This window comes from Polyangium jinanense (assembly GCF_028435365.1).
On the sequence record NZ_JAGTJJ010000035.1, the window covers coordinates 59,880 to 85,915 of the forward strand.

Genomic DNA, 26,036 nt, shown 5'->3' on the forward strand with positions numbered 1-26,036 from the left:
CCCTTCCGGGAGCCCAAAAATGCCCTTTTCCCGCTCCGCGGGCAAACCCCACGCGTCCCGCGAGGATCGGCTATAGTCCCCCGCCGTGGACGCGCGCCGAACGCCCCCGAACGAGGTGCCGCGAGCGCGCTTCGTCGCGCTCGTGCTGACGCTCGTCGTGTTCGTCGCGTGTGGCGCGCCCGACGAGCCGCCGGGCCGCACCGTCGAGGGGCCGGATCCGGCCGTGCCCGCGGCATCCGTCGCCTCGGGCGGCGCGCTCCCGCTCCCGCCCGAGCCCTCGGCCGTGAGCGAGCCCGAGCCCGAAGGCCCCGCGCCGGCGGACCTCGAGCCAGGCCAGGGCCACGAGCTCGCCAGCATCGCGATGCGCAACTTCGTGTACATCGCGCCCGATTACCAGTCCACGCGGCTCGGCTACCTGCGCGCGGGCGCCATCGTCCCGCGCGCCGCCGAGCCCGCAGGCTTCAAGCGGTGCAAGGGCGGCTTTTATCGGATCCACCCGCGCGGCTACGTCTGCGTGGGCACGGGCGCGACGCTCGACACGAAGCATCCCGTCGCCCTCGCGGCCGTCCGCGGCCCGCGCCGGGGCGAACCGTTCCCTTACCATTACGTCGTTTCGCGCAGCCCCCCGCCGCACCTCTACGTCCACCTCCCCACGCCCGAGGAGCAACGCACCGTCGAGGGCCGTCCCCTCGGCGCGCGCGGCATGAACGACTGGATCGTGCAGGAGATTGGCAGGACGATCGGCGATGCGGATCCGATCTCCCCCTTCCTCGAGTCCGGCCGCGATTTGCCGAAGCCCGCGGGCGCCGAGGAGAAGGTCCGCTTCCACGCGCACCGCGGCCGCGCCAAGGCGCGCTCGGCGTTCGGCCTGATGGCCAGCTTCGACTGGACGGACCGCCGCTTCGGCCTCACGACCGAGCTCGACCTCGTCCCGATCGATCGCACGCGTCCCGCGCACCTCTCCGAGCTGCGCGGCGTCGTCTTCAAGGCGCCGGGCGTGCCGGCGTTCGTCATGCACCAGGGCCTGCGCGCGCTGCGGCCCGACGAAGAGGGCAAGCTCCGGCCCGCGGAGTACGTCCCTTTCCGGAGTGGCTGGGTGCTCACGGGGCGCGCGTCGAGCGGCGGCGGGCACCGCGTCGAGGGAAAACCGGGCGAGGCGCCGGCGGCCTACGTCGAGACCACCGAGGGCGTATGGCTCGCGGCGAGCAGCCTGCGGATCGGCCGGCTCGGGCAGGATCTCTGGGGACATGCCAAACGCGGCAAGCGCTGGATCGACATCTCGATCGAGCTCCAGATGCTCGTCGCCTACGAGGGCACGAACCCCGTGTTCGCCACGCTCGTCTCCACGGGCCGTGGCGGGCTCTCGGACCCGGAGACCACGGGCGCCACGGTCCAGGGCACGTTTTTCGTCCAATCGAAGCACGTCACGGCGACGATGGACGGAGATCCGGCGAGCGAGGCCGCGTTCGAGCTCCACGACGTGCCGTACGTCCAGTACTTCCACCAGAATTACGCCATTCACGGCGCGTACTGGCACGACGAATTCGGCAAGGCGCGCAGCAATGGCTGTGTGAACGTCTCGCCCGCGGACGCGGCCTGGCTCTTCGAATTCACCGATCCGCCCGTCCCGGCCGCGTGGCACGGCGCGATGACCCCCGCCGGCGGCACGCTCGTGTACGTCCACCCCTGAACGGGCTCTCTCCCCGAGAGCACGATTTGTACCCGAGCTTTCCTCTTGCTCCCTCCTTCCCGCATGGGTTAGATCTTCGAGATTTCGTGTCTCCTTTGATGTTCACGGAAAGGACGAAGGTCATGCGGGCTCTCCGGACCGGATTCTCCATGTCGCGTGCCGGGCTTTGTGGTTCCCTCCTCGTGGCGCTCCTGGCCGGCTGCACGGCCACGCCGACCGGCGGACCGCTCGGAGGAGGCAGCGGGATCGACCTCAATCCGGTGCCCCCGAAGGTCGACGAGCTGCCCAACGTCGGTCAGCTCCCGCCCCTGCCGACGGGCCCCGAGGCGCGCCCCACGCCGCCGCCGCTGCCCCAGCAGGGCGCCACCTCGTTCCTCTCCGCCGACGAACCCTGGTTGCAGTGGGGCTACGACGGGGAAGAAGAGGAAGAGGAAGAAGAAGAGGAGGAAGAGGAAGAGCGCGAGCTCGAGGAGGGCGATATCTATCGTGTCCTCAGCGACGGCGTGCTCCTCAACCTGAACCTCTATCGCGGGCTCCAGGTCATCGACATCGGCGACCTCTCGGATACGCAGATCGTCGGCCGTTTGCCCATTCAGGGTACGCCCGTCGAGATGTACGTCGACGGCGATCGCGCCGTCATCCTGCTGAACGATTGGTCCGGCTACGAAGGGCACCCCGAGAAGTTCATCGTGAAAGACCGCACGGGCGGGACGATCCTGCTCGTCGACATCGCCGATCGGCAGCACCCGAAGCTCCTCTCGCAGCGGTACATCCCGGGCTACATCCAGACGAGCCGGTACGCGAACGGCCTGAACAAGGATTCGCTCTACGTCGCCGCCAGCGAATGGGAGTACAAGCAGGTCGACGGCTCCTGGGATTACGTGCTCAAGAGCACCGTGAAGAGCTTCGACGTGGCGCCCACGAAGCTCATCTCGAAATCGGAGATCCAGCTCGGCGGCGACGTGACGGACGTGCACGCCGAGGGCGACGTCCTGCTCGTGGCCCGCGGCAACTCCGTCTGGTCGAACGAGAGCAGCAACGTCGCGGTCGTGGACATCTCGAGCATCGACGGCGCGATGACCCTGCGCGACGAGATCACCGTCCCGGGCTACGTGCGCTCGCAGTTCCACATGGATATGCGCGGCGACGTCCTGCGCGTCTTCTCCGGCCCGCGGTGGGGCGTCGGCAAGCAGAGCCACCTCACCACGTTCGACGCGTCGAACCTCGACTCGCTCGTCCCCATCGACCACGCCGCCTTCGGCACGGACCAGGCCATGTTCGGCGCGATCTTCCTCGACGATCGGGCGTTTGCCGTGACGTACCTGCAGACGGATCCGTTCCACGCCTTCTCGGTCGGCGCGGACGGCAGCGTCGAGGAGAAGAGCGAGTTCATCGTCTCCGGGTGGAACGATTTCTTCCGGCCCGCCTTCTCCGCGACGCGCCTCATCGGCATCGGCGTGAACGACGAGGGGGGCTCACGCAAGCTCGCGGTGAGCCTCTACGACATCACGAACCTCGAAAACCCGAACCCGCTCGTGACGCGGGCGGAGGTCGACGGGCAAAACGGCGGATGGAACTGGTCCGAGGCGAACTGGGATCACCGCGCGTTCACCGTGTCGGACAATGCGGTGAACGTGCAGGCTCCGACCGGCGAGACGGAGACGGGCCTCGTGCTCCTGCCGTTCTACGGATATCAATACGGGGTCGACGGGTCGTGGCAGGCGAAATCGGCGGTCCAGATCTTCACGTTCTCGGACCACACGGTGACGCGGCGCGGGGTCATGTTGCATTCGGATCCGGTGCGCCGCGCCTTCCGCCTGCCGAATCAGAACGGCGCGAACCTCTCGGAGCGGGAGCTGCGCGTCTACGACCAGACGAACCCGGACAACCCCGTCCTGCGCGACCAGATCGACCTCGCGCCGGAGTACAGCGGGGTGTATCCGATCGGCAATTCCCACCTCGCCCGGGTGAAGGAGCCGAACTGGTATTACTGGTGGACGGAGCCGAACAGCCCGAAGGTCGTGGAGATCGTCCCCAAGGTCCAGGGCCAGGACGTCGAGCTCACCGAGCCTGTCGCGAGCTTCGAGGTGCCCCAGCAGGCGTCGCTCTTCCAGGTCGGCGACAAATTCGTCTCGGTGACGTCCAACGCCAATAACTGGCCGACCTACACGACCACGGTGCAGGTCTTCGACCTCTCCGACCCCACGAATCCCACGGAGGTCGGCTCACTCGTCACGAACGAGCTGCCCTGGGCGTCGGTCCGCGTGGTCGGTGATTCGCTCGTCTTCTCCGGTGCGGAGAGCGTGTCGCAAGAGCAGATCTACGTGAACCAGTGCTGGGAGTACGTCTACGCGAACGTCGATTGCTTCGGCGAGGAGGGCTGCAACTACCTCGCGGGCCAGCGTGATTGTTACGAGGTCGATGGCAAGCCCGAATATTGTGTCGGTGGTTTTGCCTCCTGCACGGACCATGAGGACGCCGAGCCGTCGTGCGTGCCGCTCTCGGACGACGAGACGCCGGAGCAGCTTTCCGGCTACTGCTATGGCGGCGAGCGGTCCCTCGTGACCTCGCGATACTGGTTCCGGGGGCTCGACCTCTCGGATCCCACGGCGCCGACGCTCGGCGACGTCCTCCAGACGCCCGTCGGGGAGGACGCGGTTCGCGTGTTCGAGGACGGTGATTCGCTCTATGTCACCGTCAAGAAGCCCGTCGAGGTGCCGCTGGATCCGCGGCCGTATGCGCAATACTTCGTTCGCCGCGTCGATTTCGCGAACCCCGCGGCGCCCGTGGTTGGCCCGGCGATCAACGTCCCGGGTGAGCTCGTCGCCAAGAAGGGCTCGGTTCTCTTCACGCAGGACGAGGTGTGGGGCCAGCAGTTCGTGGATTCGGCGTTCGCGAAGCTCGATCTCTCGGGCAACCTCGCGTCCCTGCAGAACTACGAGCACCTGCCGTTCCGCCGGGTGCAGTCCTTCGGCGTGGACGAGGGGGGCCTGCCCGTCGCCGTGCACAGTCTGCAATGGCAGACGTACGGGGGCTATTACGGGAACGACCATCCCTCGTTCTCGGTCTTCGCGCCTCGCCCGGACGGCGAGGATTTCCTCACGCTCTCGACCACGAGCGTCCCGGCCTACCTCTGGCTCCAGCATGTCGACCGCAAGCGCGCGTTCCTCTCGACGTACGGCGGCATGCTGATGGTGAACCTCGACGCGCCGGAGACGCCGTTCGTCCAGGCCTTCTTCAAGACCTGGTACTACTATGGCGCGGGCGGCCCGCGGATCATCGACGACGAGGTCTACCTCCCCGCGGGGCCGACCGGCATTCAGCAGCTCGGGATCGACGAGTCGAACCTGCTGCAATCTCCCTGATTCAGAGCAACTCGAGGGCGCCGATGTCCACCGGCGCCCTCATGCACGTCCCCGCACCATCACGCCGCGATTCGTCAGGGCCCCGCCATTTCCAGCGTCGGCTTGGGCTTCTGGCCTGGCTTCGCCTTCCGCACGATCTCCAGGAGGTCGTGCTTCTGCTTGCCGTATTCGAGCGTGATGACCTTCTCGGTCGCCTTCTGCGCGCTCATGCCGAAGTCCTCGAACACGATCACCTGCACCTTCGTGCGCGTCGAGGCGCGGTTCCGGTCCGACGCGAAGTAATGGGCCTGCATCTTGTACTTGCCGTCCGTCGCGTTTTTCAGGACGTACATCTCCGGGCCATAACCCTGCGTGACGTCCATCGTGAGCTGGCCGCCGAGCTGCGTCTGGCGATTGCCGAAGTAGCAGACGTCGCCGTTCGGCTCGGTCACGTGCAGGTCGATGTCGGTCGCGTCCGTGTTCCAGGTGATCATCACGACGAGATCGGCGCTCTGGAGCTGGGTCTCGCGGGCCACCTGGGGCAGGCGGTTCTTGACGTACTCGGGCACGTGGGTTTTGAGGTCGCCGCGCGCCGCGCGCTGGAGCAAATCGAAGTATTCGAGCGCGAGGATCTTGCGGAACTCGCCGAACCGCGCTTCCCATCGCCCCGCGAGGCCCACCTCGAAATACGCCATCGCGAGGTCCGTGCGGCCGAGCCGCGCGAGGGTCTGCGCCATGGCGCGGTAAGTCTGCGGCTCGTAGGGGCGCGCGACGGCGACGCGGCGGAAGAGGTGGAATGCGTCCGCGGGCAGGCCGAAGCTCATCGCCGTGACGCCGACGTCGCGCGCGAGCACGGCATCGCCTGGGTTTTCCTCGACGAGCGAGCTCAGCGCTTTGAGGGCGTCCGCGGGCCCGAGCGAGGCGCGCCGGCGCTCGGCCTCGGTCGTCATGCGATCGTAATCGAGCTTGTGCGCGGTGAGGTCGGCGAGCACGGGGGCGGGGATCGACTTCTTGTCGCGCGATTTCACGGCGAGCGGGGCCGCGTCGACGCGGAAGCTCTCCTCGGGCATCTGATTGAGCGCCTGGCGGAACGAAGGTGGTACGGTGAGGGCCACGCCGGGCGTCGTGGGCAAACCGTCGATCCAGCGCAGGAACGTGGCCTTGGGGTTGCCGAGTGCGGAGGCGGAGAGGGCCAGCGTGTCCTCGACGACGCGCGAGGCCGACGCCGATTTGATGGTCCGGGCGAAGTCCTCGGGCACGATGCCGAAGCGCTGATAATCGGCCTCGGACTCCAGCATGAGCAGCGACGAGGTCTTGCCGGGGACGCGGAAGTGGATCGAATACGCCTTCGCCATGGTCTCGGTGGCCGGGGCGAGCTCTTCGATCTGCGCGACCGCGATCTGGCCATACCCACGAATCGCGAGCGGGGAGGGGATCGCCTGGCCGAGCGGGGCTTTTACGATTTGCGTGCCGCTGCCGGATTCGAGCGTGAGCTCGACGGCGGCGTCCTTGTCGGGCGTGCCGCGGCCGGCGACGCGGAGGGTTTGGCCGGGAAAGACGAAGCGAGGGCGGCCGGCGAAGAGGATATCGCTGCCGCCGGAGACACGCGCCGAGACCAGGCGGAATGGGCGGCTCTTGTGCGCGGTCGAGGCCTTCTGGACCTCGGCGTCGCCCGTGACGGAGAAGAGCGCGCCGCCGGTCTCGCGCGTAAGGAGCGTGAGCGCATCCACGTCCGTGCCCGCGAGGCCCGTCTGGTATGCGTAAACCGAGCGGACCGGGGTTTTCTGCAGGCGCTTCGTGATCATCTGCGCGTCGGGCTCGCCCCAGGTCGCGGCGCCGTCGCTGAGGAGGAAGACGTCGAACTGCGGGGCGCCGGGCGCGGTCGTGGCCCGGGCGAGCGCGGCGCCGAGATCGGTCGCGCCTTCGAGCGCGAGGCCCTCGGCGAAGGTCTTGAGCTCGCGGCGCGAGGCGGCGTCGTTCGTGACGAAGCGCGGCTTCCAGAACGTCTGCTCGATGTTGAAGAAGAGGACGTTGTAATGCTTGATCGTGTCCTCGTTGTTCGCGAGGATCGCGTCGAGGAGCTTGAGCCAGACGTTGAAGCGATCGGGGTTCGACGAGAGCGAGGTGTCGACGAGGAAGAGCACGTTCTCCTCGCCCTTCGCCGCCGACGACGCGGGAAACTGCGGCGCGATGTCGGCCGCGAAATAAGGCCCTGTCGCGGCGTCCGTCGCGACGACGTGCGCGGCGCCCGGCTTCTTGATGCGGACCGTGACGGTTTTTCCGGACGGATCGTCGAACCGATAGAAACGTTTGTCCGGGCCGGAGAAGGCCGGCACGGCCGGCGTGACGTCCACGGACGCGCCTTGCGGCGCCGCGACGGCGAAATCGATCGCCTTGCTGCCGACGTTCTCCGGCAGATCGAAGCTGTATTCGAGGTCCTCGCCGATCCGCGTGAGCGGCACGTCGTAGCCGAGCACGATGCGGTGGGATTTGCCCCCGACGAGCGGGAAGACGCGGGTATTGAAAACATTCGGCCCGGCCCATTCGAGCAGCGCCGGATCCACGTTGCGGCGCACGGTCTGCGTGTAGGCGAGCGCGGCCTTTTCTTTCGGCACCATGCGCGCCTCCTTCACGCCCTGCCACGCGGATTGGCGCGCGCTCCGGATCTCGGCCGGCTCGCCGCCCATGCCGCGGGCTCGTTCCGCCGGGAAAAACGCCGGCACGGCGTCGCCCGCGATGGCCATCGCGTCCTGCCCGAACGCAAAATAATACGGCGACGCGCCCACGGGCAGGCGCATCTTGAGCGTGCCTTCGTACGTCTCCGGGCGGTTGTTCTTCACGACGATGTCGAGCACGACGCGGGCCATGAAGCCGTCGATCGCGACCTTGGCCTGCACGCTGCGCACGGGCAGCGCCTCGCGATCGCCGATCTCCACGCGCACCGCGTGGGCCCCGCTCTGCGCGCGCTTCCACGTCGTCGCCTCGTCCGATCCCGCGACGGACTTGGGCTTCGCCGCGGCCGCCCCTTTCTCTTCGGCCTTGGCCTCGACCGCGGAGCGCGGCGCTCCCCCTCCCACAGAGGCCGGCGCTCGCGGCGGCGCGGAGGTGGGCGCGGGCATCGACGCCGCGGCGCCAGGCGCCATCGGGGCGGGCGCGGCCGGCGGCGGAGGCGGCTCCGCGGGTTTTGCATCGTCGGCGTCGTATCGAGAGTCCGGCGCCGACTCCGTCTCCATTGATTCGACGGCCGCGGGAGCGGCCTCCCCGGCGGGCGCTTGCGCTTCCGCCATCGAAGGAGGAGCCGAGCTGCCGCCGCAGCCGCCCACGCTCGAGGAGAGCGTCACGAACAGCACGAGGAGGACCAAGAACGCGCGCGCACGTGAGGTCATGGCCCGAGCATAACGGAGTTCGTTGTCGGGACTTACAGGAAGATCGACCGATCGCGGCGCACGTGGCATATCCTCGCGGCATGACTTGGTTTTGCGTTTCGGAGGGAACATGAAGCTCGCGAGCATCGCGAAGGAGACCCTCGACATCGTGTCCCGCGGCGAATACGAGAGCGCCGGGGGCCAGCGCGTCCACATCGGCCGTCTCGTCGAGGCGGCCGCGGCGGGGACCGTGCTCTACAAACCGGGCGATCTCGTGCACGCCGAGCCTCGCGAGCGGCGCCCCGGATCGATCCGCATCGAGGTGACGGACGAGACGACCGCGGCCGCGGGGCGAAGGCTCTGCCGCGAGGGCGAGGCGCGCGTCGCCGCGCTGAATTTCGCCTCCGCGAAGAACCCGGGCGGCGGTTTTTTGGGCGGCGCAAAGGCCCAGGAGGAAGACCTCGCGCGGTGTTCGGCGCTTTATACCTGCCTCGTCCGGCAGCCGAAGTATTACGAGGCAAACCGGGCGACGGCGTCGATGATCTACACCGATCACCTGATCTACTCGCCCGACGTGCCGTTTTTCCGGGACGACCGGCTCGCGCTCCTCGACGAGCCGTTCACGTTGTCGATCGTGACGGCGCCGGCTCCGAACGCGGGCGAGGCGCTTCGCCGCGACAAGAAGGCGGGCCCCGCGATCCACGAGGCCCTCGAGCGGCGCGCGGCGTACGTGCTCGCGGCCATGGCGCTTCACGGTCATCGCACGCTCGTGCTCGGGGCGTGGGGCTGCGGCGTGTTCCGCAACGACCCGCGCGAGGTCGCGGACGTGCTCGCGCGCTGGCTTGCGCATCCGCGCTTCACAGGCGCCTTCGATCGTGTGGTCTTCGGGATCTACGATCGCAGCGCGGCGCGCGCGACGCTGCGCGCGTTCGAGGAGCGGATGGCGAACCTGTGATCGGCCTCTTGTGCCGCGGCGCGCTTCCCGGCACGATCGCTCGGACGCCCATGGCTTCGATCTTTCGCCCTCGTCGCTCTGCTCGGTTCGCGCTCCTCGCCGTGGCGCTCGGGCTCGCCTCGTTTGCCCTGCCTGCGCCGGCGGATGCCCAGACGTTCCCCGCGGATGCTGCGTGGAAACCGCTCGTCCGGGGGGGCGCGCGGGTTGCGGATCCACCGGGGGATGCGGCATCTGGGCAGGACGTCGTCAGCGATCCCGCGCAGGGCGGCGCCGCGGCCTACTTCGCGGCCGACGCCAATTTCCTCTACCTCCGGCTGCGGATCAACGACGCGGTGCTCCAGGCGTCGCCCGCGGATTTCAAGGCGTTCGGCTGGGTTTGTCTCATCGATACCGACGGCGACCTCGCGAGCCACGAGCTCTCCATCGGGGTCCTCGGGAGCTCGGACGTCGTCGAGCTCCGGCGAAACACGAGTCCGCAGAACGACGGATCGCCTGCGGACATCTCGGAGCTACTCTTGAAGAGTTACCCGGCGTCGACGCACGCGCGCGCTGTCGCGGCTCCCTCGATGATGAGCGGAGACGCTGACTTCTTCATCGACTGGGCCGTCGCGCGCGTGGATCTCGGCATCACCAACCAGACGCCGTTCCGGCTCGCGTGCGGCTCGTCGAGCGACGCGCAGAGCCTCACGGGTGATCTGATCTCGGACAAGGGCGCCACCACGCTTGCCGGGCTCGTGGCCGATCCGATCGCCCTTTATGGCGCGACCTGCCTTTACGACTGCATCGACACTGGAGCGCCCTGCACCATGGGTGTCGGGGCCTGCCTCGAGACGGGCTCGATCCTGTGCGACGGGCTCACGAGGTCCTGCGACGCGTTCCCCGGCGAGCCCGGCACGGAGACCTGCAACGGGATCGACGACGATTGCAACGGCGTGATGGACGATGGTTTTGATCTCGGCGCGGATTGCGACGTGGGCATCGGCGCGTGCGCGGCGTCGGGCGTCATCGTGTGCACCAGCGACGAGCTATCGAGCGTGTGCAGCGCCACGCCCGGCGCTCCCGAGGTGGAGACGTGCAACGAGATCGACGATGATTGCGACGGCGCTGTGGACGAAGATTTCGGGCTCGGCGTGCCTTGCGACGTGGGACTCGGCGCGTGCGCGGCGTCGGGCGTCATCGTGTGCACCGCCGACGAGCTCTCGAGCGAGTGCAGCGCCACGCCCGGCGACCCCGCGGCGGAGATGTGCAATGGCATCGACGACGATTGTGACGGCGTCGTGGACGACGGGCTCGACCTCGGGGAGATGTGCACGGTGGGCGTGGGCGCGTGCCTCGCGATGGGTGAGATCGTCTGCGACGCGCTTTTCGCTACGACGTGCAACGCGATGCCGGGTTTGCCCTCGAACGAGACATGCAACGGCGTGGACGACGACTGCAATGGCGTGACCGACGAGGGCTGCGCGGACACGGACGGCGATGGCTTGAGCGACGCGGAGGAGGGCATGCTCGGCACGGATCCGGCCGACGCCGACACGGACGACGACGGCGTGCCCGACGGCGCCGAGCCGTCGAAGGACGCGGATTCGGATGGCGACGGGCTCATCAACGCGCTCGATCCGGACAGCGACGATGATGGTTTGCCGGACGGCACCGAGATGGGCTATGGCTGCGACGATCCCGCGACGGACCCCGCGCCATTGAGCTGCGAGCCCGACGGCGATCTCGGCGCCACAAAGACGGATCCGACGAAGGCCGACACCGACGGCGGCGGCAAACCGGACGGGCTCGAAGATGCGGATCACGACGGCGTCGTCGATGCGGGCGAGACGAATCCGAACGATCCGGCGGACGACGCGTTCACCTGCTTCACGGACGTCGATTGCGGCAATCCCGTGAGCGGCTCCGTTTGCGAGGCGGGCATGTGCGTGCCCGGTTGCCGCGGCGTGGGGGGCAATGGTTGTCCTTACGGCGAAGTGTGCTCGTCCGTGGACGCCTCGCGTGGCGTTTGCGAGCCCGGGCCGAACGAGTGCGCGAAGGACGCCGATTGCGGCGCCGCCGACAGCGGGCGCGTTTGCGACATCCCGGCGCGCGTCTGCCAGGCGGGCTGCCGCGGCGCGGCGGGCAACGGTTGTCCCGCGGGATCGTTCTGCACCTCCGAGACCTCGCAACTCGGCGTCTGCGAGCCCGTGCCCACCGTGGGTTTCGAGGGCAACGGCGTGTTCTGCGACGCCGCGGGTGCCGGGCGGGGACGCAGGATGAGCGGCGGCGTGCCGTTCGTGCTGGTGCTCGGGCTCTCTGCGTTCGTCGCGAGGCGCTGCTCCCGGGAAAAACGGAGCACGCGCGGCAAGATCCGGGGGTGACCCCAGCGCCGGGCTTTGATAGCCTCGGTCGAACGGTCTTCGCATGCTCTTCACCCTCCGCGCCACGGGTCCGCACGCGTCGGGGCTCGGGTTCCTGCTGCACAAGCACCCCGACAAACTCCAGACGTTCCCCCTCGCGTTCGGCCGCGCGCACGTCTTCTATCCCGAAGCCTCGACCGAGGCCGTGACGGCCGCGTTGCTCGTCGACCTCGATCCGGTCGCCCTCGTGCGGGGTCGGCCCGGATCCTCCGAGGGCGGGCCCGTGGATCAGTACGTGAACGACAGGCCGTACGCCGCGTCGTCGTTCCTCAGCGTCGCCATCGCGCAGGTGCTCGGCTCGGCGCTCGCGGGTCGCTGCAAGGATCGGCCGGAGCTCGCGCAGACGTCGATCCCGCTCGAAGCGACGCTCTCCGCGGTGCCGTGCCGCGGCGGCGCGACGCTGCTCCGCGCGCTGTTCGAGCCGCTCGGATACGAGGTCACCGCGACCCGTTTGCCGCTCGATGAACGTTTCCCCGCGTGGGGCGAGGGCGCGCACCACGACGTCCGCCTGCGCAAGGCGTGCCCGCTCTCGGAGCTGCTCTCGCACGTGTACGTGCTCGTGCCCGTACTCGACGACGACAAGCATTACTGGGTCGGCGACGACGAGGTGGAGAAGCTCGTCTACCACGGCGAGGGGTGGCTCGCGACGCACCCCGAAAAAGAGCTCATCGCGCGGCGGTACCTGAAGCACAGGGGTCGCCTCGCGCGCGCGGCGCTCGATCGGCTCGTCTCGGGCGAGGCCAAGGATCCCGACGCGGAGGCCGAGGCGCACGCCGAGGAGGAGGCGGCGATCGAGGCGCCCGTGCGCCTCGACGAGGCCCGGATCGAGGCCGTGGCGCGGGCGCTCTCGGACGAAGGCGCGACGTCGGTGGTCGATCTCGGCTGCGGGGAAGGCAAGCTCCTCGCGAAGCTCTTGCGAAACCGAGCGATCACGCGGCTCGTGGGGGTCGACGTCTCGCAACGCGCGCTCGACGTGGCCTCGGAGCGGCTGAAGCTCGATCGGCACGGCGGCCGAAAATCCGAGCGGATCGAGCTCCTGCACGGATCGCTCCTCTACCGCGACGCGCGCCTCTCGGACTTCGACGCGGCCGCGCTCGTGGAGGTCATCGAGCACCTCGAGCTCTCACGCCTCGGCGCGCTCGAGCGCTCGGTCTTCGAGCACGCCCGCCCCCGCGTCGTCGTCGTGACCACGCCGAACGCCGAATACAACGTCGTCTTCTCCTCGCTCCCCGCGGGCCACATGCGCCACAAGGATCACCGATTCGAATGGACGCGCGCCGAATTCGAGGCGTGGGCGCGCGGCGTCGCGGAGCGAAATGGCTATGCCGTCCGGTTCGCGCCGATCGGACCTGTCGATGAAACCCTGGGATCTCCCACGCAAATGGCGGTGTTCTCCCGATGAGCACGGAAGTCCCGGCGGAGGCGGCCCCCGCGAACGGCCGCACGATTTCCCTGCCGACACCGAGCCTCGTCCTGCTCCTCGGCGCGTCGGGATCGGGGAAGAGCACCTTTGCGCGCAAGCATTTCGCGCCGACCGAGGTCGTCTCATCCGACATGTTCCGCGCGATGGTCTCGGACGACGAGAACGATCAAAGCGCGTCGGCGTCGGCGTTCGAGGTGCTGCACCTCGTCGTGGACAAACGCCTGGAGGCAGGCAAGCTCGTGGTCGTCGACGCGACGAACGTGCGGCCCGAGTACCGCAAGCCGCTCGTGGCGATCGCGCGCAAGCACCACGTCTTCGCGACGGGAATCGTGCTCGACGTGGGCGAGCGCGTCTGCAACGAGCGGAACGAGGCGCGCACGGACCGCAACGTGGCGGTCCACGTGGTGCGGCGGCAATCGCAGGATCTACGAGCGTCGCTGCGCGGGATCGAGCGCGAGGGCATCCGCGTGGTGCACGTGCTGCGGAAGGCCGAGGAGATCGAGAACGTCACCATCGAGCGTACGCGCCTCTGGACCGATCGCCGCGACGAGCACGGTCCGTTCGACATCATCGGCGACGTGCACGGCTGCTGCGACGAGCTCGAAGCGTTGCTGGAAGATCTCGGGTACACGGTCGAATGGGATCCCGCCGCGGGCCCGCACGGCGTGCGCGTGACGCCGCCGCCGGGCAGGCGCCTCGTTTTCCTCGGGGATCTCGTCGATCGGGGACCGCGGATCGTGGACGTCCTGCGCCTCGTGATGACGGCCGTGCAGAGCGGGGCCGCGCTGTGCGTGCCGGGCAACCACGAGGTGAAGCTGCTCAAGGTGCTCCGCGGACGGCAGGTCACGATCATGCACGGGCTCGCCGAGACGCTCGCCGAGCTCGCGCATACGACGGAGGCGTTCCAGGCGGACCTCGCGCGTTTCATCGACGACCTCGTCAGCCATTACGTGCTCGATGATGGGCGGCTCTGCGTCGCGCACGCCGGGATGAAGGCGTCGATGCAAGGGCGCTCGTCGGGCGGCGTGCGCGAATTCGGGCTGTATGGCGACACGACGGGCGAGACGGACGAGTATGGTTTGCCCGTGCGGCTCAACTGGGCGACCGAATATCGGGGCCGCGCGACGGTCGTGTATGGCCACACGCCGGTGCCGACGGCGGATTGGCTGAACAATACGATCTGCATCGATACGGGTTGCGTCTTCGGCGGCGCGCTCACGGCGCTGCGTTATCCCGAGCGCGAGCTCGTCAGCGTGCCGGCGGCGCGTCAATATTGCGAGCCGAAGAAGCCGCTGGTCCCGGTGGCGGCCGAGGATGGGCGCTCGGCGCAGCAGACGCACGACGACACGCTCGATCTCGACGACGTGATCGGCAAGCGGCCCGTGAGCACGCGCCTCGCGCGGTGGGTCACGGTGCGCGAGGAGAACGCGGCCGCGGCGCTGGAGGCGATGAGCCGGTTCGCGGTCGATCCGCGCTGGCTCGTTTATCTGCCGCCGACGATGTCCCCGACCGAGACGAGCGAGTTTCCGGGCACGCTGGAGCACCCGGCCGAGGCCTTCGCGTATTTCCGGCGGAACGAGGTCCCGCGCGTCATCTGCGAAGAAAAACACATGGGCTCGCGGGCCGTGATCGTCGTTTGTCGGGACGAGGCGACCGCGAAGAAGCGGTTTGGCACGACGGACGGTCGGGCGGGCATCGTGTACACGCGCACGGGCCGGCCGTTTTTCGACGATCGCGAGCTCGAAGAGGCGCTTCTCGCGCGGGTGCGGCGCGCGGCCGAGGCGAGCGGGCTCTTCGAGGAGATCGGGCCCTGGTTCGTGCTCGACGCGGAGATCATGCCGTGGTCGGCGAAGGCGCAGGCGCTCGTCCGGGTGCAATACGCGCCCGTGGGCAGCGCGGCCCGGTCTTCGCTCGGAGCCGCGATCGAGGCGCTCACGAAGGCGAAGGCGCGCGGGATCGAGGCGGACGCGCTCCTCGGGAACATGCAGGCGCGGGCGCGGGCCGCTTCGCTTTACGTGGACGCGTACGGACGGTACTGCTGGCCGGTCGCGTGTATCGAGGATTATCGCGTCGCGCCCTTCCATCTGCTCGCGGCCGAGGGGCGCGTGTTCGTCGATCGAGATCATCCTTTCCACCTGGGAATCGCGGCGCGGCTCGCCGAGGCGGATGGCCAGGTGCTCGTTTCGACGCGGCACGTGGAGGTCACGCTCGGGGACGAGGCGAGCGAGCGGGAGGGCGCGATGTGGTGGGAGGAGCTCACCTCGGAGGGAGGCGAGGGCATGGTCGTCAAGCCCATCTCTTTCCTCGCGCGGGGCAAACGCGGCCTCGTGCAGCCGGCCGTGAAATGCCGCGGCCGCGAGTATCTCCGGATCATTTACGGGCCCGAATACGATCTGCCGGAGAATCTCGCGCGGCTCCGCAATCGTGGGCTCGGCGCGAAACGGTCGCTCGCGCTGCGGGAGCTCGCGCTCGGCGTCGAGGCGCTCGAGCGTTTCGTCCGGGGCGAGCCCTTGCGGCGGGTGCACGAATGCGTGTTCGCGATCCTCGCGCTGGAAAGCGAGCCGGTCGATCCGCGACTTTGATGCCATAGCCGGGCGTTATGCTCCACGTTTGCTATTCTCTTCGCGCGGCAACCGTCGCGCGGGATGGAGGATTGGAATGAACGAGAACGAGTCGAACGCAGGGGACGGGACTCTCGTATCACCCGAGCTCGCGGAGGACGCGATGCTCGTGGCCGTGGCCGCGGGGCAAGCGACGCTCGAGCGCGGGGTGAAGAGCGGGACCGTGGTCCTCTTGCAGAAGGCGCTCGTCGAGCTCGGCGCGTCCCTCACCCCGGATGGCTCGTTCGGACCGAAGACCCACACGGCCATCGTGGCCGAGCAAGCCGCGGCGGGGCTGCCCCAGACGGGTGTGCTCGACGCGGCGACGCTCGTGGTCATCGATCGGCGCCTCGCCACGCAGCGGAAGGGCCGGCTGCACGACGCCATGGCGGCGGCGGTCGGGGGCGCGCCTGCGAGGCCCGCGGCCGCGGCGCAGGTGGCGGGCGGGCCTTCGCGGCAAGATCAGGGGTATTTCGACGACGCGGCCGAGCTCCGGGGCCCGGGGGCGGGGCCCGTGGCGGATCCGGATTCGCCGCCGCCGGTCCAGGCGCAGGCCGGCACGAAGAAGGGGCCGCTGCCTTCGGACCGCGCCGGTTCGCTCGACGCCGTTCGGCGCGCGATCGGCGACGACGGGCCCGCGAACGCGGCCCTCGAGCGGCTCCTCGCGGCGGGGCGCCTGCACGAGGGATCACTCCTTCCGAACCTGGCCACGTTCGCGCAGACGCCACGCAACCCCGCGCTCTTGCTGGAGGCGGGGATCGAGCCGGAGCTTTTGCTCGGGCAGGTGATCCGGCACGTCGACAACCCCCTCCGGGTGCAGCAGGGGCAGGGGCACGGGACGTGTGGGGCCGGCGTGATGGAGTATGTGCTCTTGCGGCGAGATCCGGCCGAGCTCGTGCGGATCGTCGACGGCATCACCCGCGAGGCGCGCGCCATCACGCTCCGGTCCGGCAAGAAGCTCGAGATGCCTCGCAGCGCGATCGCGCGGGACAACTCGGGGCGGGTGGACCTCGACCGGCTCTTCCAGTCGGCGATCATGAACCACGCCTCGGCGATGAGCTGGCTCTTCGATTACGACAACCCCGAGGACAACGACACGTTCTGGGCGGCGGTACGGGGCAACAGTCAGATGGCCGTGTATGGCTTCACCAGCCTGTATCAAGCCATCCTCGGCGGGAGCTATTCGAGCGTGAGCACGCTTTCTCGGCCCAAGGACGAAGTCGCGACCCTCGTGGCGACGTCGGCGGCGCGTGGCGTGCCGGTGCCCGTGATCCTGGAGTTCCGGACGTACCACTGGCTTTCGGTCGAGTGGCTCGAAGCGGGCAAGGATGGCAAGCCCGCCTCCATCGTCCTCCGAAACCCGTGGGGCAAGGACGAGGGCGGCGACAAACCTCCCCGCGTGGCCATGCCCGAAGGCGGAGGTCGCGTCCGGATGAAGTATGCCGACTTCATCGAAAACGTGTTCGGCGCCACGGTCCGCGGCTGAGCGGGGTTCGTCCCGTCGCCTCTCGTCGCCCCCTCCTGGCGACTTCGCCCTCTCATTCAGGGTTACGGCTCATCAGCGTCGTGGCTTCGTACCACTTTGGTGGTAGTCGTCTGGTGAGCCGTATCGCCGCTGCCCCTGGCCCGGTCGGAGCATCGCTCCTCGCCCCCGCCAAAAGGGATTACGGCTCGTGCATCCTTCGCCTTCGTACCACTTTCGTCGTAGTGGTTCGGTAATTTAAATTGCCGTGCAACCAAGACGGACGCCGGATCGCCCTATATTTGGACACTTTGGCGGCCTGGATACAAAATGGCCCCATGAAGGACTGGAATACCTGGACCATGGAAGCCGATCGGGGGCTCGAGCTCCGGACGCACAAGATTCGCGTCGAGGTGAGCCGAGGGCCCATGGCAGGGGTCGTCACCGAGGTGCTCGGGCCGGAGGTGCGGGTCGGGAGCGGGAAGGATTGTGACCTCGTTCTCGAGGATCCGACCGTCAGTCGGCATCACCTGCTTCTCCGTATCGAAGGCGATCTCCTGCGCGTACTCGACACGACGAGCCGCAATGGCACGACGGTCGACGGCGTGCGGATCCGCGACGCCTACGCCCGGCCCGACTCGACGATCGGGCTCGGCGCCTCGGCGCTGCGGCTGAAGATGATGCGCGACGTGGTGGCGCTGCCGCTCTCGTCCCGCACGCGCTTCGGCGGTCTCGTCGGCGCGAGCGTGCCGATGCGGCGGCTCTTCGCGCTGCTCGAAAAGATCGCGCGGACCCACGCGACCGTGCTCGTCGAGGGGGAGACCGGGACGGGCAAGGAGCTCGTGGCCGCAGCGATTCACGCCGAGAGCGCGCGGGCGAGTGGCCCGTTCATGGTGTTCGATTGCTCGTCGGTGAGCGCGGGCGTGCTGGAGAGCGAGCTCTTCGGGCACAAGCGCGGCGGCTTCACGGGCGCGACCGAGAGCCGCATGGGGAGGTTCGAGGCGGCGCACGGCGGGACGCTTTTCCTCGACGAGATCGGCGAGCTGCCGCTCGAGCTCCAGCCGAAGCTGCTCCGGGCTTTGGAGACACGCACGATCACCCGGATCGGGGAGAACGAGCCGCGGCGGGCCGACGTGCGGATCGTGGCCGCGACGAACCGATCGCTGGCGGCGGAGGTCGAGCGGGGCAGGTTCCGCGAGGATCTCTATTACCGGCTGGCCGTCGTGCCGGTGCGGCTGCCGCCGCTGCGGGAGCGGCTCGACGACATCCCGCTGCTCGTGCGGCATTTCGAGAAGGAATGGCAGGGGCGGAAGGACGCGCCGCCGCTCCTGCCGAACGAGGTGCTCGAGCGGATGAAGGCGCACCCGCGGCCGTGGCCGGGGAACGTGCGAGAGCTTCGGAACAAGGTGGAGATGATGCTCTCGCTCGGGCTCGACGAGCCGCCGTGGGCCGCCGAGGAGACGGAGGAGCCGCCGTCGGCGGTGCTTCCGGTCGTGAACCTCGAGCTTCCCTTGCACGTGGGGCTCGCGCACCTGGAGAATGCTTACAAGCGGGCCTATGTGGAGCGCGCGCTGCGGGAGACGGGGTACAACGTGTCCCAGGCCGCGAAGATCGCCGGTGTGGGGCGGGCGTTCGTCCAGCGGGTGATGCGAAGACACGGGCTCCGATCGAGCGACGAGGGCGGCGGATCCGAGGGCGGGGCCGCGCCTGCTGCTGCGCCTCCGCCGGTGCTGGGTCCCTCGCCGGCGCAAGGGGAGTCGCCCGCGCCGGGGCAGAACCTGTATGAATGGTATCGAAAACATCCGCTCGCGTCGTCGGAAGCGCGCCAGTGGCCCGAAGGGTTGGTCCCCCGGAACGGTACGGGATCGAAACGTCGGGACGAAGGCGGGCGTTGAATCGTGGTCAGTTCGGGTTCATCATGAACGCATATGAGGGGGCCTTCGGATCTCACGGAGCATGAGCACGGCCTCATGCTGGACCTCGTCGCCGAGCTCGGCGGATCGCTCGATCTGCACGAGGTGCTCGGCCGCGGCTACGGCCTGCTCTCGCAGCTCGTGTCCGCGGATCACGGGGCGCTCTGCGTGAGCCGGCCCGAGGGGCACGCCGTCTACGACTGGGCCGTCGTCGAGATGCCCGAGCGGTTTTTCCAGGGATACGCGGAGATGGTGCCGCACGACTTCGTCCGGATCGCCGTGGCCGAACGTCCGAACGAGGTGTTACGCGACACCGAGATGCTCGCGCGCGCGGCGATGGAGCGGAGTTACCTCTACAACCACTGCCGCGACATCGGCATGCGGCTCGAGCACGTGATGGCCGTCATGCTCCGCGACGATCCTGCCTGGCACGGGGGGCTCATCCTCTACCGGGACAAGCGGGTTCCATTCTCGGATCACGAGCGCATGATCCTGCAGAAGCTCTCGCGGCATTTCACGAACGCGGTGAAGAACTGCCGGCTCTTCGGGGCGATGGCGAAGCGCGCGTCGCTGCTCGACGCGGTGCTCGCCGGGATCGGGCACGAGGCGATCGTGTTCAGCGCGTCGGGCGCGGAGATTGCGCGGACGGCGAGCGCGGAGAAGATGCTCCAGGCCTGGTTCAGGCCGATCGAATTCGGCCCGGACGGGCTCCCCGAGCCGCTCGCCGCGCGTCTCGCCTCCATCGTGAAGAACCCTCACACGCTCACCGACGCTTTCTGGCGGAGCGGCGCGCTGGCCGAGCTGAAGGTCTCGATCCAGAAGCTTCCGGGTATGGACGCCGCGTCCTTCGTGATGCTGTTCGAAGAGGTCCCGCAGCTCGTGCCCATCCCCCTGGCCTGGCTGAAGGTCCTTTCGTCCGCGGAGCTCAAGGTGGCGGAGCGCGTATGCTGGGACAACGCGCTCATCGCCTCCGAGCTCGGCATCACGGAGCTCACGGTCAAGAAGCATTTCTCGCACATCTTCGACAAGCTCGGCATCCCGAACCGCGCCGCGCTCATTCACATGGCGTGGCGGCAGCGTTGAAGGTCGTCTCTTCCCCCGCGAACATCCCCGGATAAAGCGCCGCGGTGACCGCGGCCGAGAGCGCGATGGCGCGGCGGTCCTCGGCGGACTCGATGCGCCCGAAGAGGCCCCGCAGCACCTCGGTGTGCCCCTCGTCGGCATCGGCGTGGCCGGAGAGGAAGCGGACGCCGCGTTCGATGCCGGGGATCCGTCGCCGCGCGATGAGATGCGCCGCGGTGGTGCCGGCGCGGGTCTGGGAGAGGGCTTCGAGGACGTAGGCCGTGCCGAGGAAGGCGAGGGGCGAGCCGGCCTCGACCTGGAATCGGTTCCAGGCGATGTAGGCGGTGACGGCCGAGCAAGGCGAGGGCGGCGCGGCCGGGTTCTCGGGGCGGCCGATTGCGGCGAGGTCCTCGAGGACCCAGAGGTCGTGCCCTTGCTCCTCGTCGGCTTTTTGCAGGAAGAGCCGCGCGAGGTCGGGGGCCTTGCCCGCGCGCGAAAGCCGCTCGCCGGCGCGGCGGAGCAAGGGGCGGGTTTGCTGGACATAAAGATACGTTTGTCGGAGGAAGGACGCGTATTCGTCCGTGTCGAGATCGCCTGCGAGCAGGCGGCGGGCCGCGGGGTGCGCGTCGAGGGCCGAGAGCAGGTCCGAGACGGTGGTATCGAGGGTTTCCACGAGGCAGTTCATGATCACGGGCTCCTTTCGTTCAGGCGGCAATCGAGCCCGGATTCGGGAAGACGGGGGGCTTTGCGCGCTGCACGGTGCGCTGTTCGGCGACCGACGCGAGGAGCGGGAGGGCGCACATGCGGAAGCGGGTGTCGTAGACCGGAGGGCCCACGAAGCGGGCGCGCATGCGGCGGGCGTACATGTCGAGGGTGCGCGGGAGCCGGAATCGCGCGGGGGAGCGCGTGGCCTCGGAGCGCGCGTGGTCGTCGAAGAACGGGCGTTTCGGCGAGGCGGGGGCGGACGGAGGGAAGCGCGGGGCGAGGGATAGGTCGTTCCGGACGAACCCGCGCTCGCGTGCGACGTGCTGGATGAGGCGGGCGTCCTCGATGCCGTCGGTCTCGGTGTTTGCGGTGGCAATCCAGTAGCCGACGCCGAGGACGCGGCTCAGGTGGACGGCGGCGGCGTGGAGCTCGGCGACGGCCATGGAGTGTCTATGGGTGGCGAGGACGCAATATCGCGAGGTTTCGGCGAGGCGGAGGCCGACGGCGGCGAGGGGCGTGAGGTCGAATTGCGACTCGACGGAGAGGCCAAAGGAGGTACCGTTCGTGGCGGCAACCTCGGGGTTCGGCAGGAGGAGGCGGAGGGTGCCAACGGCGAGATCGCCGTCGTAGGCGATGAGGTGGAGGGTCGTGGGGAGGGTATCGAAGGAATCGAGCTCGCGGGGGACCGTGTGGTCTTTCGTGTCGAGGTAGCCGAGCTCGCGGGCGAATACGTCGAAACGAACGCGGACGGCGTCGTCGAGGTGTCTCTGGGTTTCGGCGATGATGCAGCGGATGTCCGACATGATGTCCTCCGGCGGCGCAAGCAGGAAATCGGCTCGGTCGCCGGAGAGGCATTGATTGCAGGCGACGTGCCTGCGGAGGGTGGTCGATTTTCGGGCTGAACGCGGGGGGAAAGCAGGGCGAGGTGGATCCGGATGGATGCAGTGTCGTCGACAAAGGTGGACGAGGTGGATCCTGGCGCATGCAGCACCTGGAGGCGCCAGCCATCGGGTTCGTTTGCCCAAGCCGTGCATACCGTGCTGCGCGGATCGCGCAACGAATCGTCATGCCGCCCTGGGCGGTCATCACGAAAGGACGCGCCCGCGCGCGATTCTACAAGAGGCGAATCAGCGTGGCTCCGCGATCGTCGCCAGTGCGGCGAGGATACGCTCTGCCGGTCCCACGCGCCGCGGTCGCATCAAGATCCGCGGATCGATGGGCGCGAAGAGCGTCGCGGCGGGGCGCGCCTCGAAATGCAGGTGCGGGACCCCTTTCGCGTTCCCGCTGTCACCTACATAGCCGAGGAGCGTTCCCTTCGAGACGATTTGTCCAACGTGAAGGCCTGGGGCATGGTCGTTGAGGTGCGCATAAAAGAAGAGCAGCGCCCCGTCACCCGCCACGAATACCACCTTGCCGCCGCGCGGCTGCTTCTCGAGCGCCAGCACCACGCCCCACGCGACGCTGCGCACCGGCGTGCCACGTGCCGCGAGGATGTCGACGCCCTGATGCCGGGAGCGACCGCCGTCGCGCGGCGCGCCGAAGGTGGGCGGAATGCGCGCGAGCGGCACGCCGTCGACTGGCGGGTGAAGCGCGCCGCTCCCGAACGCATAGGCCCCCCACAAGAAGAGCTGGCCGAACACGAAGACCACGAGCGCGAGCCGTCGTGGCCGGAAGCGCCTCCTCGGCGCGGCCGTCGCGCTCTGGGGCGAGGGATGCTGGGCGCGCATCGGCTTTCCTCTCACCGAAGGCCTGGCGTGCTTTCGACCTTCTTCTTTTCGGCGCGCCGCACGCCGATTTGCGACAGCCGCAAGGGTGCCTCCCTCGGATCCGGGTGCGCGATGTGCCCCTCTCCCTCGATCGGCGGCGACGCAGGCTCGTTGCCCGTGAGCTGCTTGAGCCCGTAAAACCCGTTCATCGCTGCCGAGAGCATCATCCCGCCGCGGCTCAATTGCCGCATTCCGCGCGCGAGCCGATCCCGCACCAGCGCCGGCGAGAAGGCGCGGTTCCAGAGCCGCCGGTGCGCCGCGAGCAGCTCGTCGGGGGTCATCTTGGCGGGCCGGAACGCCACCCCGTAGCCGCTGTAATGGGGCCAGTCGCGCTCCGTGAGGATCCGGCCGTCACGCAGGTGTTCGTCATAGAGCGGTGTGCCGCGGAATGGCGTCAGCACGCTCAGGAAGGGCACGTCCACGCCCACGGCATTGAGGCGATCCGCGGTGGCGGCGATGGCCTCCGGCGTTTGATCGTCGAACCCCGAGATGAAGCCGGCCATCACGCAGATCCCCCGATCGTGCAGGCGATCGATCGCGTCGCGGTACTCGCGCACGCGGTTCTGCCGCTTGTCGACGCTGCGCAGATCCGCCTCGTCGAGGCTCTCGATACCCAAAAAGATGCCGATGCATCCGGACCGCTCCATGAGGTCGAGTAGCTCCCGATCCTTGACGATGTCGATCGACGCCTGCGTCAGCCACCACCGATCGAGGCCGATCATCGCGCGGAGCAGGTCCTTGGCCCAGCGGCGCTGGACGAGGAGGTTGTCGTCCCAGAACCAGGCGACCTTGTCCTGCCAAAAACGAGGGAAACGCGTGGTCGCGATATCGCGCACGACCTCGTCGACCGGACGCACGCGGAAACCCGGGTTCAGGTCGGGCACGGTGCAGAAGCTGCACGTGAACGGACAACCCCGCGTCGCCTGGAGAACGCGCGGGACGAGGAAGCGGTCTTCGAGCAGATCGTACCGGGGCGTCGGCAATCCGGCGAGGTTCGCCGGCTCCCCGCGATACACGCGGCGCGCCGTTCCCCGCTCGAGATCACGGAGCACCTCGGGCCATACCGACTCGGCCTCCCCGGTGACGACCACGTCCACGTGTGAAAGGGCCTCCTCGGTCCAGTACGAGACGTGCGGCCCGCCCGCGACCACGCGCACGCCGAGCGCACGGTAGCGATCGGCGAGCTGATACGCGCGGCGGGCGAATCCCGAGAAGAAAGAAAGGGCGACGACGTCCGGCGTGGTATCGACGGGGACGGGACGCACCTGCTCGTGAATGACCTCCACCTCGTGCTCGGAGGGGGTGATCGCCGCGAGGTGGATCCCCGTCACCGGCGGGACGAAGTGCCATTGATGACCGCGACGGTAACGAGGCACGTAATCGACGACGATTCTCACCTTCATCGTAGGACTCCTCGAAGCTCACGATGAACGCGTGCAGCCTGGTTCGCCGCGCGAGAGTGCGTGAGCGGTCGGTCCTGGGACGCGAGCGGGCGCTTCGATACCTCGAGCGGTCTCGCGTTCCGCCCTGCCCTGGGATCGGCTATCACCTTCTCCGATGACGGCGCGTGCAGCCGGGAGACCAGAGCCCTTGGAGGAGCCCCTCGCGATCGCCACGCTCCGCGCCCTCGCAGCGCCGCGTCGCCTCGTCCCGATCCTCGTGATGACCGTCACGCTCCTCGTCGCCCAGGCGCGCTCGGGCGGCTCGGCCTCCCTCGCGGTCGGCGTTGCGCTTTGCGCCTCGTTCACGCTGCTCGCGCCGGTCTCTTGGCGCGCGATCGCCGCCGATCGCCCCACGCTGCTGCGCGTCCTCGCCTATGCGGCGCTCGGCGCGATCGTGGTCTTTGGCATCGGGGGCGTGATCCCCCGCTGGTTGCGACTCGGGCCTAGCTTCCTCACCGTCCCTGCGAACCTCGTCAGCTCGCTCGCGCTCTACTGGGTTGGCGGCTGGGGGCTCGGTCGGGACATCGATCTCGAGGTGCGGCTCGTTGCCCAGCGGGAGCGCGCCGAGAGGCTCGAGCGCGAGGCGGAGCGCGCGCAGCTCCTCGCGCTCCGCGCGCACCTCGATCCCCATTTCCTCTTCAACACGCTCAATGCGATCGCCGAGTGGTGCCGCGTCGACGGCGCGGTCGCCGAGGAGGCCGTGCTGCGCCTCGCGTCGATGCTGCGCGCGATCCTCGCCGGCGTGCGTGCCGAGTGGTGGCCCCTCGAGCAGGAGCTCGCGCTCGTACGTACGCTCTTCGAGCTTTTTCGACTGCGCGATCCCACGCGGTTCACGGTGGTCATGGAGCTCGATCCGGACGCCGCGCCTCTGCCGGTACCGCCCCTCGTGCTCCTGCTGCTCGCGGAGAATGCGATGAAACACGGTCCCGGCGCCGGGCACGAGGGCGAGGTGCGTCTCGTGATCCGACGGGTGCCGGGCGCGCTTCGAATCACGCTCTCGAATCCAGGCGCGTACGCCGGCCCGAGGGCGGGCAGCGATGGCTTGCCCACCGTGCAGCGCCGGCTCGCGCTGGCCTACGACGAGCGCGCGCGCCTCTCCATTCGCGGCGAAGACGACCGCACGCGGGTCGATCTCGAGCTGCCGGAGGTGACCTCGTGAGTGCGCTGCGGGTGCTCGTGGTCGACGACGAAAAGCTCGCGCGGGCGCGTCTTTTTCGGCTGCTCGGCGCGATCGAGGACGTGGTGATCGTGGGCGAGTGCGATCGCGGCGACGCTGTGCGCGCGGCCCTCGGGCAGGGCAGCATCGACGTGATCCTGCTCGATATCGAAATGCCCGGCCTCACTGGGCTCGAGGCGATTCGCTTGTTGCCCGAGCCGCGGCCCTACGTGATTTTCTGCACCGCGCACGCCGAATACGCCGTGTCCGCGTTCGAGGTGGCCGCGGTCGATTACCTGCTCAAACCCGTGGAGGCCGGGCGCCTGCAGATCGCCATCGAGCGCGCACGACGTGTCATCAGCGCTGCGCCCCCGAACCCCCCTCACGCCGCCGCGCGGCGTCTCGCGATCGAGACCCGCGAGGGCGTGCTGCTCCTCGATCCCGCCGAGATCTCGTTCGCCGAGCTCGACGGCGCGCTCGTCACGATCGTGGCGAATGGGCGGCGCGTGATCACCGATCTCTCGCTGGCCGCGCTGGAAGAGCGCCTGCCGGCGGGCACCTTCGTCCGCGTCCACCGCCGCGCGCTCTTGAACCTCGAGCACGTGAGCCTGCTCGAGCCCACGCCCTCGGGCGGCTACCTCGCGCGCACGAAAAATGGCCACACCGTCGAGGTCTCCCGCCAGGCGGCGAGGGAGCTCCGCCGCGCGCTCGGGATCGCCCGCGGCGCGGGCGGCGACGAAGCATGATGGCTCGG

The 26,036-nt window shown here is 68.9% G+C and carries 16 protein-coding genes; 11 read left to right on the plus strand and 5 right to left on the minus strand.

The window, feature by feature from the left end; genetic code table 11:
• The first annotated feature begins 85 nt into the window (after positions 1-85).
• Positions 86-1,690, plus strand: a complete 1,605-nt coding sequence (locus KEG57_RS37005; protein ID WP_272425148.1) for a L,D-transpeptidase — start codon at positions 86-88, stop codon at positions 1,688-1,690.
• A 149-nt stretch (positions 1,691-1,839) separates the two neighbouring features.
• Positions 1,840-5,055 carry a beta-propeller domain-containing protein gene (locus KEG57_RS37010; protein WP_272425149.1) on the plus strand — a complete coding sequence of 1,072 codons (3,216 nt, stop codon included), beginning with the start codon at positions 1,840-1,842 and terminating at the stop codon, positions 5,053-5,055.
• A gap of 74 nt (positions 5,056-5,129) precedes the next feature.
• Here the strand turns inward: KEG57_RS37010 and KEG57_RS37015 are convergent, their stop codons facing one another.
• Positions 5,130-8,420: a DUF2135 domain-containing protein gene (locus KEG57_RS37015; RefSeq protein ID WP_272425150.1), complete on the minus strand. Its 3,291-nt coding sequence runs from the start codon at positions 8,418-8,420 to the stop codon at positions 5,130-5,132.
• Between the two features lie 109 nt (positions 8,421-8,529).
• On the opposite strand from KEG57_RS37015, the gene KEG57_RS37020 reads away from it, so the two are divergent.
• The 7 genes from KEG57_RS37020 (at position 8,530) to KEG57_RS37050 (ending at position 20,234) form a co-directional block, all read left to right on the plus strand.
• Positions 8,530-9,354 carry a TIGR02452 family protein gene (locus KEG57_RS37020; protein WP_272425151.1) on the plus strand — a complete coding sequence of 275 codons (825 nt, stop codon included), beginning with the start codon at positions 8,530-8,532 and terminating at the stop codon, positions 9,352-9,354.
• Between the two features lie 50 nt (positions 9,355-9,404).
• Entirely contained in the window at positions 9,405-11,714 is a 2,310-nt protein-coding gene (locus KEG57_RS37025) for a MopE-related protein (protein WP_272425152.1), read from the plus strand.
• Positions 11,715-11,757: 43 nt separating this feature from the next.
• Entirely contained in the window at positions 11,758-13,155 is a 1,398-nt protein-coding gene (locus KEG57_RS37030; RefSeq protein WP_272425153.1) for a 3' terminal RNA ribose 2'-O-methyltransferase Hen1, read from the plus strand.
• Positions 13,152-15,758 carry a polynucleotide kinase-phosphatase gene (locus KEG57_RS37035; RefSeq protein ID WP_272425154.1) on the plus strand — a complete coding sequence of 869 codons (2,607 nt, stop codon included), beginning with the start codon at positions 13,152-13,154 and terminating at the stop codon, positions 15,756-15,758. The genes KEG57_RS37030 and KEG57_RS37035 overlap by 4 nt, the downstream gene beginning before the upstream one ends.
• A 76-nt stretch (positions 15,759-15,834) precedes the next feature.
• Positions 15,835-17,262, plus strand: coding sequence for a peptidoglycan-binding domain-containing protein (locus KEG57_RS37040; protein ID WP_272425155.1), 1,428 nt, complete (start codon positions 15,835-15,837; stop codon positions 17,260-17,262).
• A gap of 314 nt (positions 17,263-17,576) precedes the next feature.
• Positions 17,577-19,133: a sigma 54-interacting transcriptional regulator gene (locus KEG57_RS37045; protein WP_272425156.1), complete on the plus strand. Its 1,557-nt coding sequence runs from the start codon at positions 17,577-17,579 to the stop codon at positions 19,131-19,133.
• 75 nt (positions 19,134-19,208) lie between these two features.
• Positions 19,209-20,234 carry a helix-turn-helix domain-containing protein gene (locus KEG57_RS37050; RefSeq protein WP_272425157.1) on the plus strand — a complete coding sequence of 342 codons (1,026 nt, stop codon included), beginning with the start codon at positions 19,209-19,211 and terminating at the stop codon, positions 20,232-20,234.
• Here the strand turns inward: KEG57_RS37050 and KEG57_RS37055 are convergent.
• From KEG57_RS37055 to KEG57_RS37070, 4 genes are all read right to left on the minus strand, one after another.
• Positions 20,206-20,898, minus strand: a complete 693-nt coding sequence (locus KEG57_RS37055; protein WP_272425158.1) for an iron-containing redox enzyme family protein — start codon at positions 20,896-20,898, stop codon at positions 20,206-20,208. The two genes, KEG57_RS37050 and KEG57_RS37055, sit on opposite strands and share 29 nt — an antisense overlap.
• 19 nt (positions 20,899-20,917) lie before the next feature.
• Positions 20,918-21,721 (minus strand): GNAT family N-acetyltransferase, encoded by an 804-nt coding sequence (locus KEG57_RS37060; protein ID WP_272425160.1) that lies wholly within the window; start codon positions 21,719-21,721, stop codon positions 20,918-20,920.
• A gap of 324 nt (positions 21,722-22,045) precedes the next feature.
• A complete protein-coding gene (locus tag KEG57_RS37065) occupies positions 22,046-22,645 on the minus strand; it encodes a murein hydrolase activator EnvC family protein (protein WP_272425161.1) in 600 nt (199 codons plus the stop codon).
• An 11-nt stretch (positions 22,646-22,656) separates the two neighbouring features.
• Complete coding sequence (locus tag KEG57_RS37070) at positions 22,657-24,087, minus strand: B12-binding domain-containing radical SAM protein (RefSeq protein ID WP_272425162.1); 1,431 nt, start codon at positions 24,085-24,087, stop codon at positions 22,657-22,659.
• A gap of 154 nt (positions 24,088-24,241) precedes the next feature.
• On the opposite strand from KEG57_RS37070, the gene KEG57_RS37075 reads away from it, so the two are divergent.
• Both KEG57_RS37075 and KEG57_RS37080 read left to right on the plus strand, forming a co-directional pair.
• On the plus strand, positions 24,242-25,285 hold the full coding sequence (locus tag KEG57_RS37075; protein ID WP_272425163.1) for a sensor histidine kinase: 1,044 nt from the start codon (positions 24,242-24,244) through the stop codon (positions 25,283-25,285).
• Complete coding sequence (locus KEG57_RS37080; RefSeq protein ID WP_272425164.1) at positions 25,282-26,028, plus strand: LytR/AlgR family response regulator transcription factor; 747 nt, start codon at positions 25,282-25,284, stop codon at positions 26,026-26,028. Before KEG57_RS37075 ends, KEG57_RS37080 begins: the two co-directional genes overlap by 4 nt.
• Positions 26,029-26,036: the final 8 nt, after the last annotated feature.

Excerpts from the sequence above, each read along its gene's own strand:
- KEG57_RS37010 (WP_272425149.1), top strand. The coding sequence starts at position 1,840 with ATGTCGCGTGCCGGGCTTTGTGGTTCCCTCCTCGTGGCGCTCCTGGCC.
- KEG57_RS37015 (WP_272425150.1), bottom strand. The coding sequence starts at position 8,420 with ATGACCTCACGTGCGCGCGCGTTCTTGGTCCTCCTCGTGCTGTTCGTG.
- KEG57_RS37020 (WP_272425151.1), top strand. The coding sequence starts at position 8,530 with ATGAAGCTCGCGAGCATCGCGAAGGAGACCCTCGACATCGTGTCCCGC.
- KEG57_RS37025 (WP_272425152.1), top strand. The coding sequence starts at position 9,405 with ATGGCTTCGATCTTTCGCCCTCGTCGCTCTGCTCGGTTCGCGCTCCTC.
- KEG57_RS37030 (WP_272425153.1), top strand. The coding sequence starts at position 11,758 with ATGCTCTTCACCCTCCGCGCCACGGGTCCGCACGCGTCGGGGCTCGGG.
- KEG57_RS37035 (WP_272425154.1), top strand. The coding sequence starts at position 13,152 with ATGAGCACGGAAGTCCCGGCGGAGGCGGCCCCCGCGAACGGCCGCACG.
- KEG57_RS37040 (WP_272425155.1), top strand. The coding sequence starts at position 15,835 with ATGAACGAGAACGAGTCGAACGCAGGGGACGGGACTCTCGTATCACCC.
- KEG57_RS37045 (WP_272425156.1), top strand. The coding sequence starts at position 17,577 with ATGAAGGACTGGAATACCTGGACCATGGAAGCCGATCGGGGGCTCGAG.
- KEG57_RS37050 (WP_272425157.1), top strand. The coding sequence starts at position 19,209 with ATGCTGGACCTCGTCGCCGAGCTCGGCGGATCGCTCGATCTGCACGAG.
- KEG57_RS37055 (WP_272425158.1), bottom strand. The coding sequence starts at position 20,898 with ATGAACTGCCTCGTGGAAACCCTCGATACCACCGTCTCGGACCTGCTC.
- KEG57_RS37060 (WP_272425160.1), bottom strand. The coding sequence starts at position 21,721 with ATGTCGGACATCCGCTGCATCATCGCCGAAACCCAGAGACACCTCGAC.
- KEG57_RS37065 (WP_272425161.1), bottom strand. The coding sequence starts at position 22,645 with ATGCGCGCCCAGCATCCCTCGCCCCAGAGCGCGACGGCCGCGCCGAGG.
- KEG57_RS37070 (WP_272425162.1), bottom strand. The coding sequence starts at position 24,087 with ATGAAGGTGAGAATCGTCGTCGATTACGTGCCTCGTTACCGTCGCGGT.
- KEG57_RS37075 (WP_272425163.1), top strand. The coding sequence starts at position 24,242 with ATGACGGCGCGTGCAGCCGGGAGACCAGAGCCCTTGGAGGAGCCCCTC.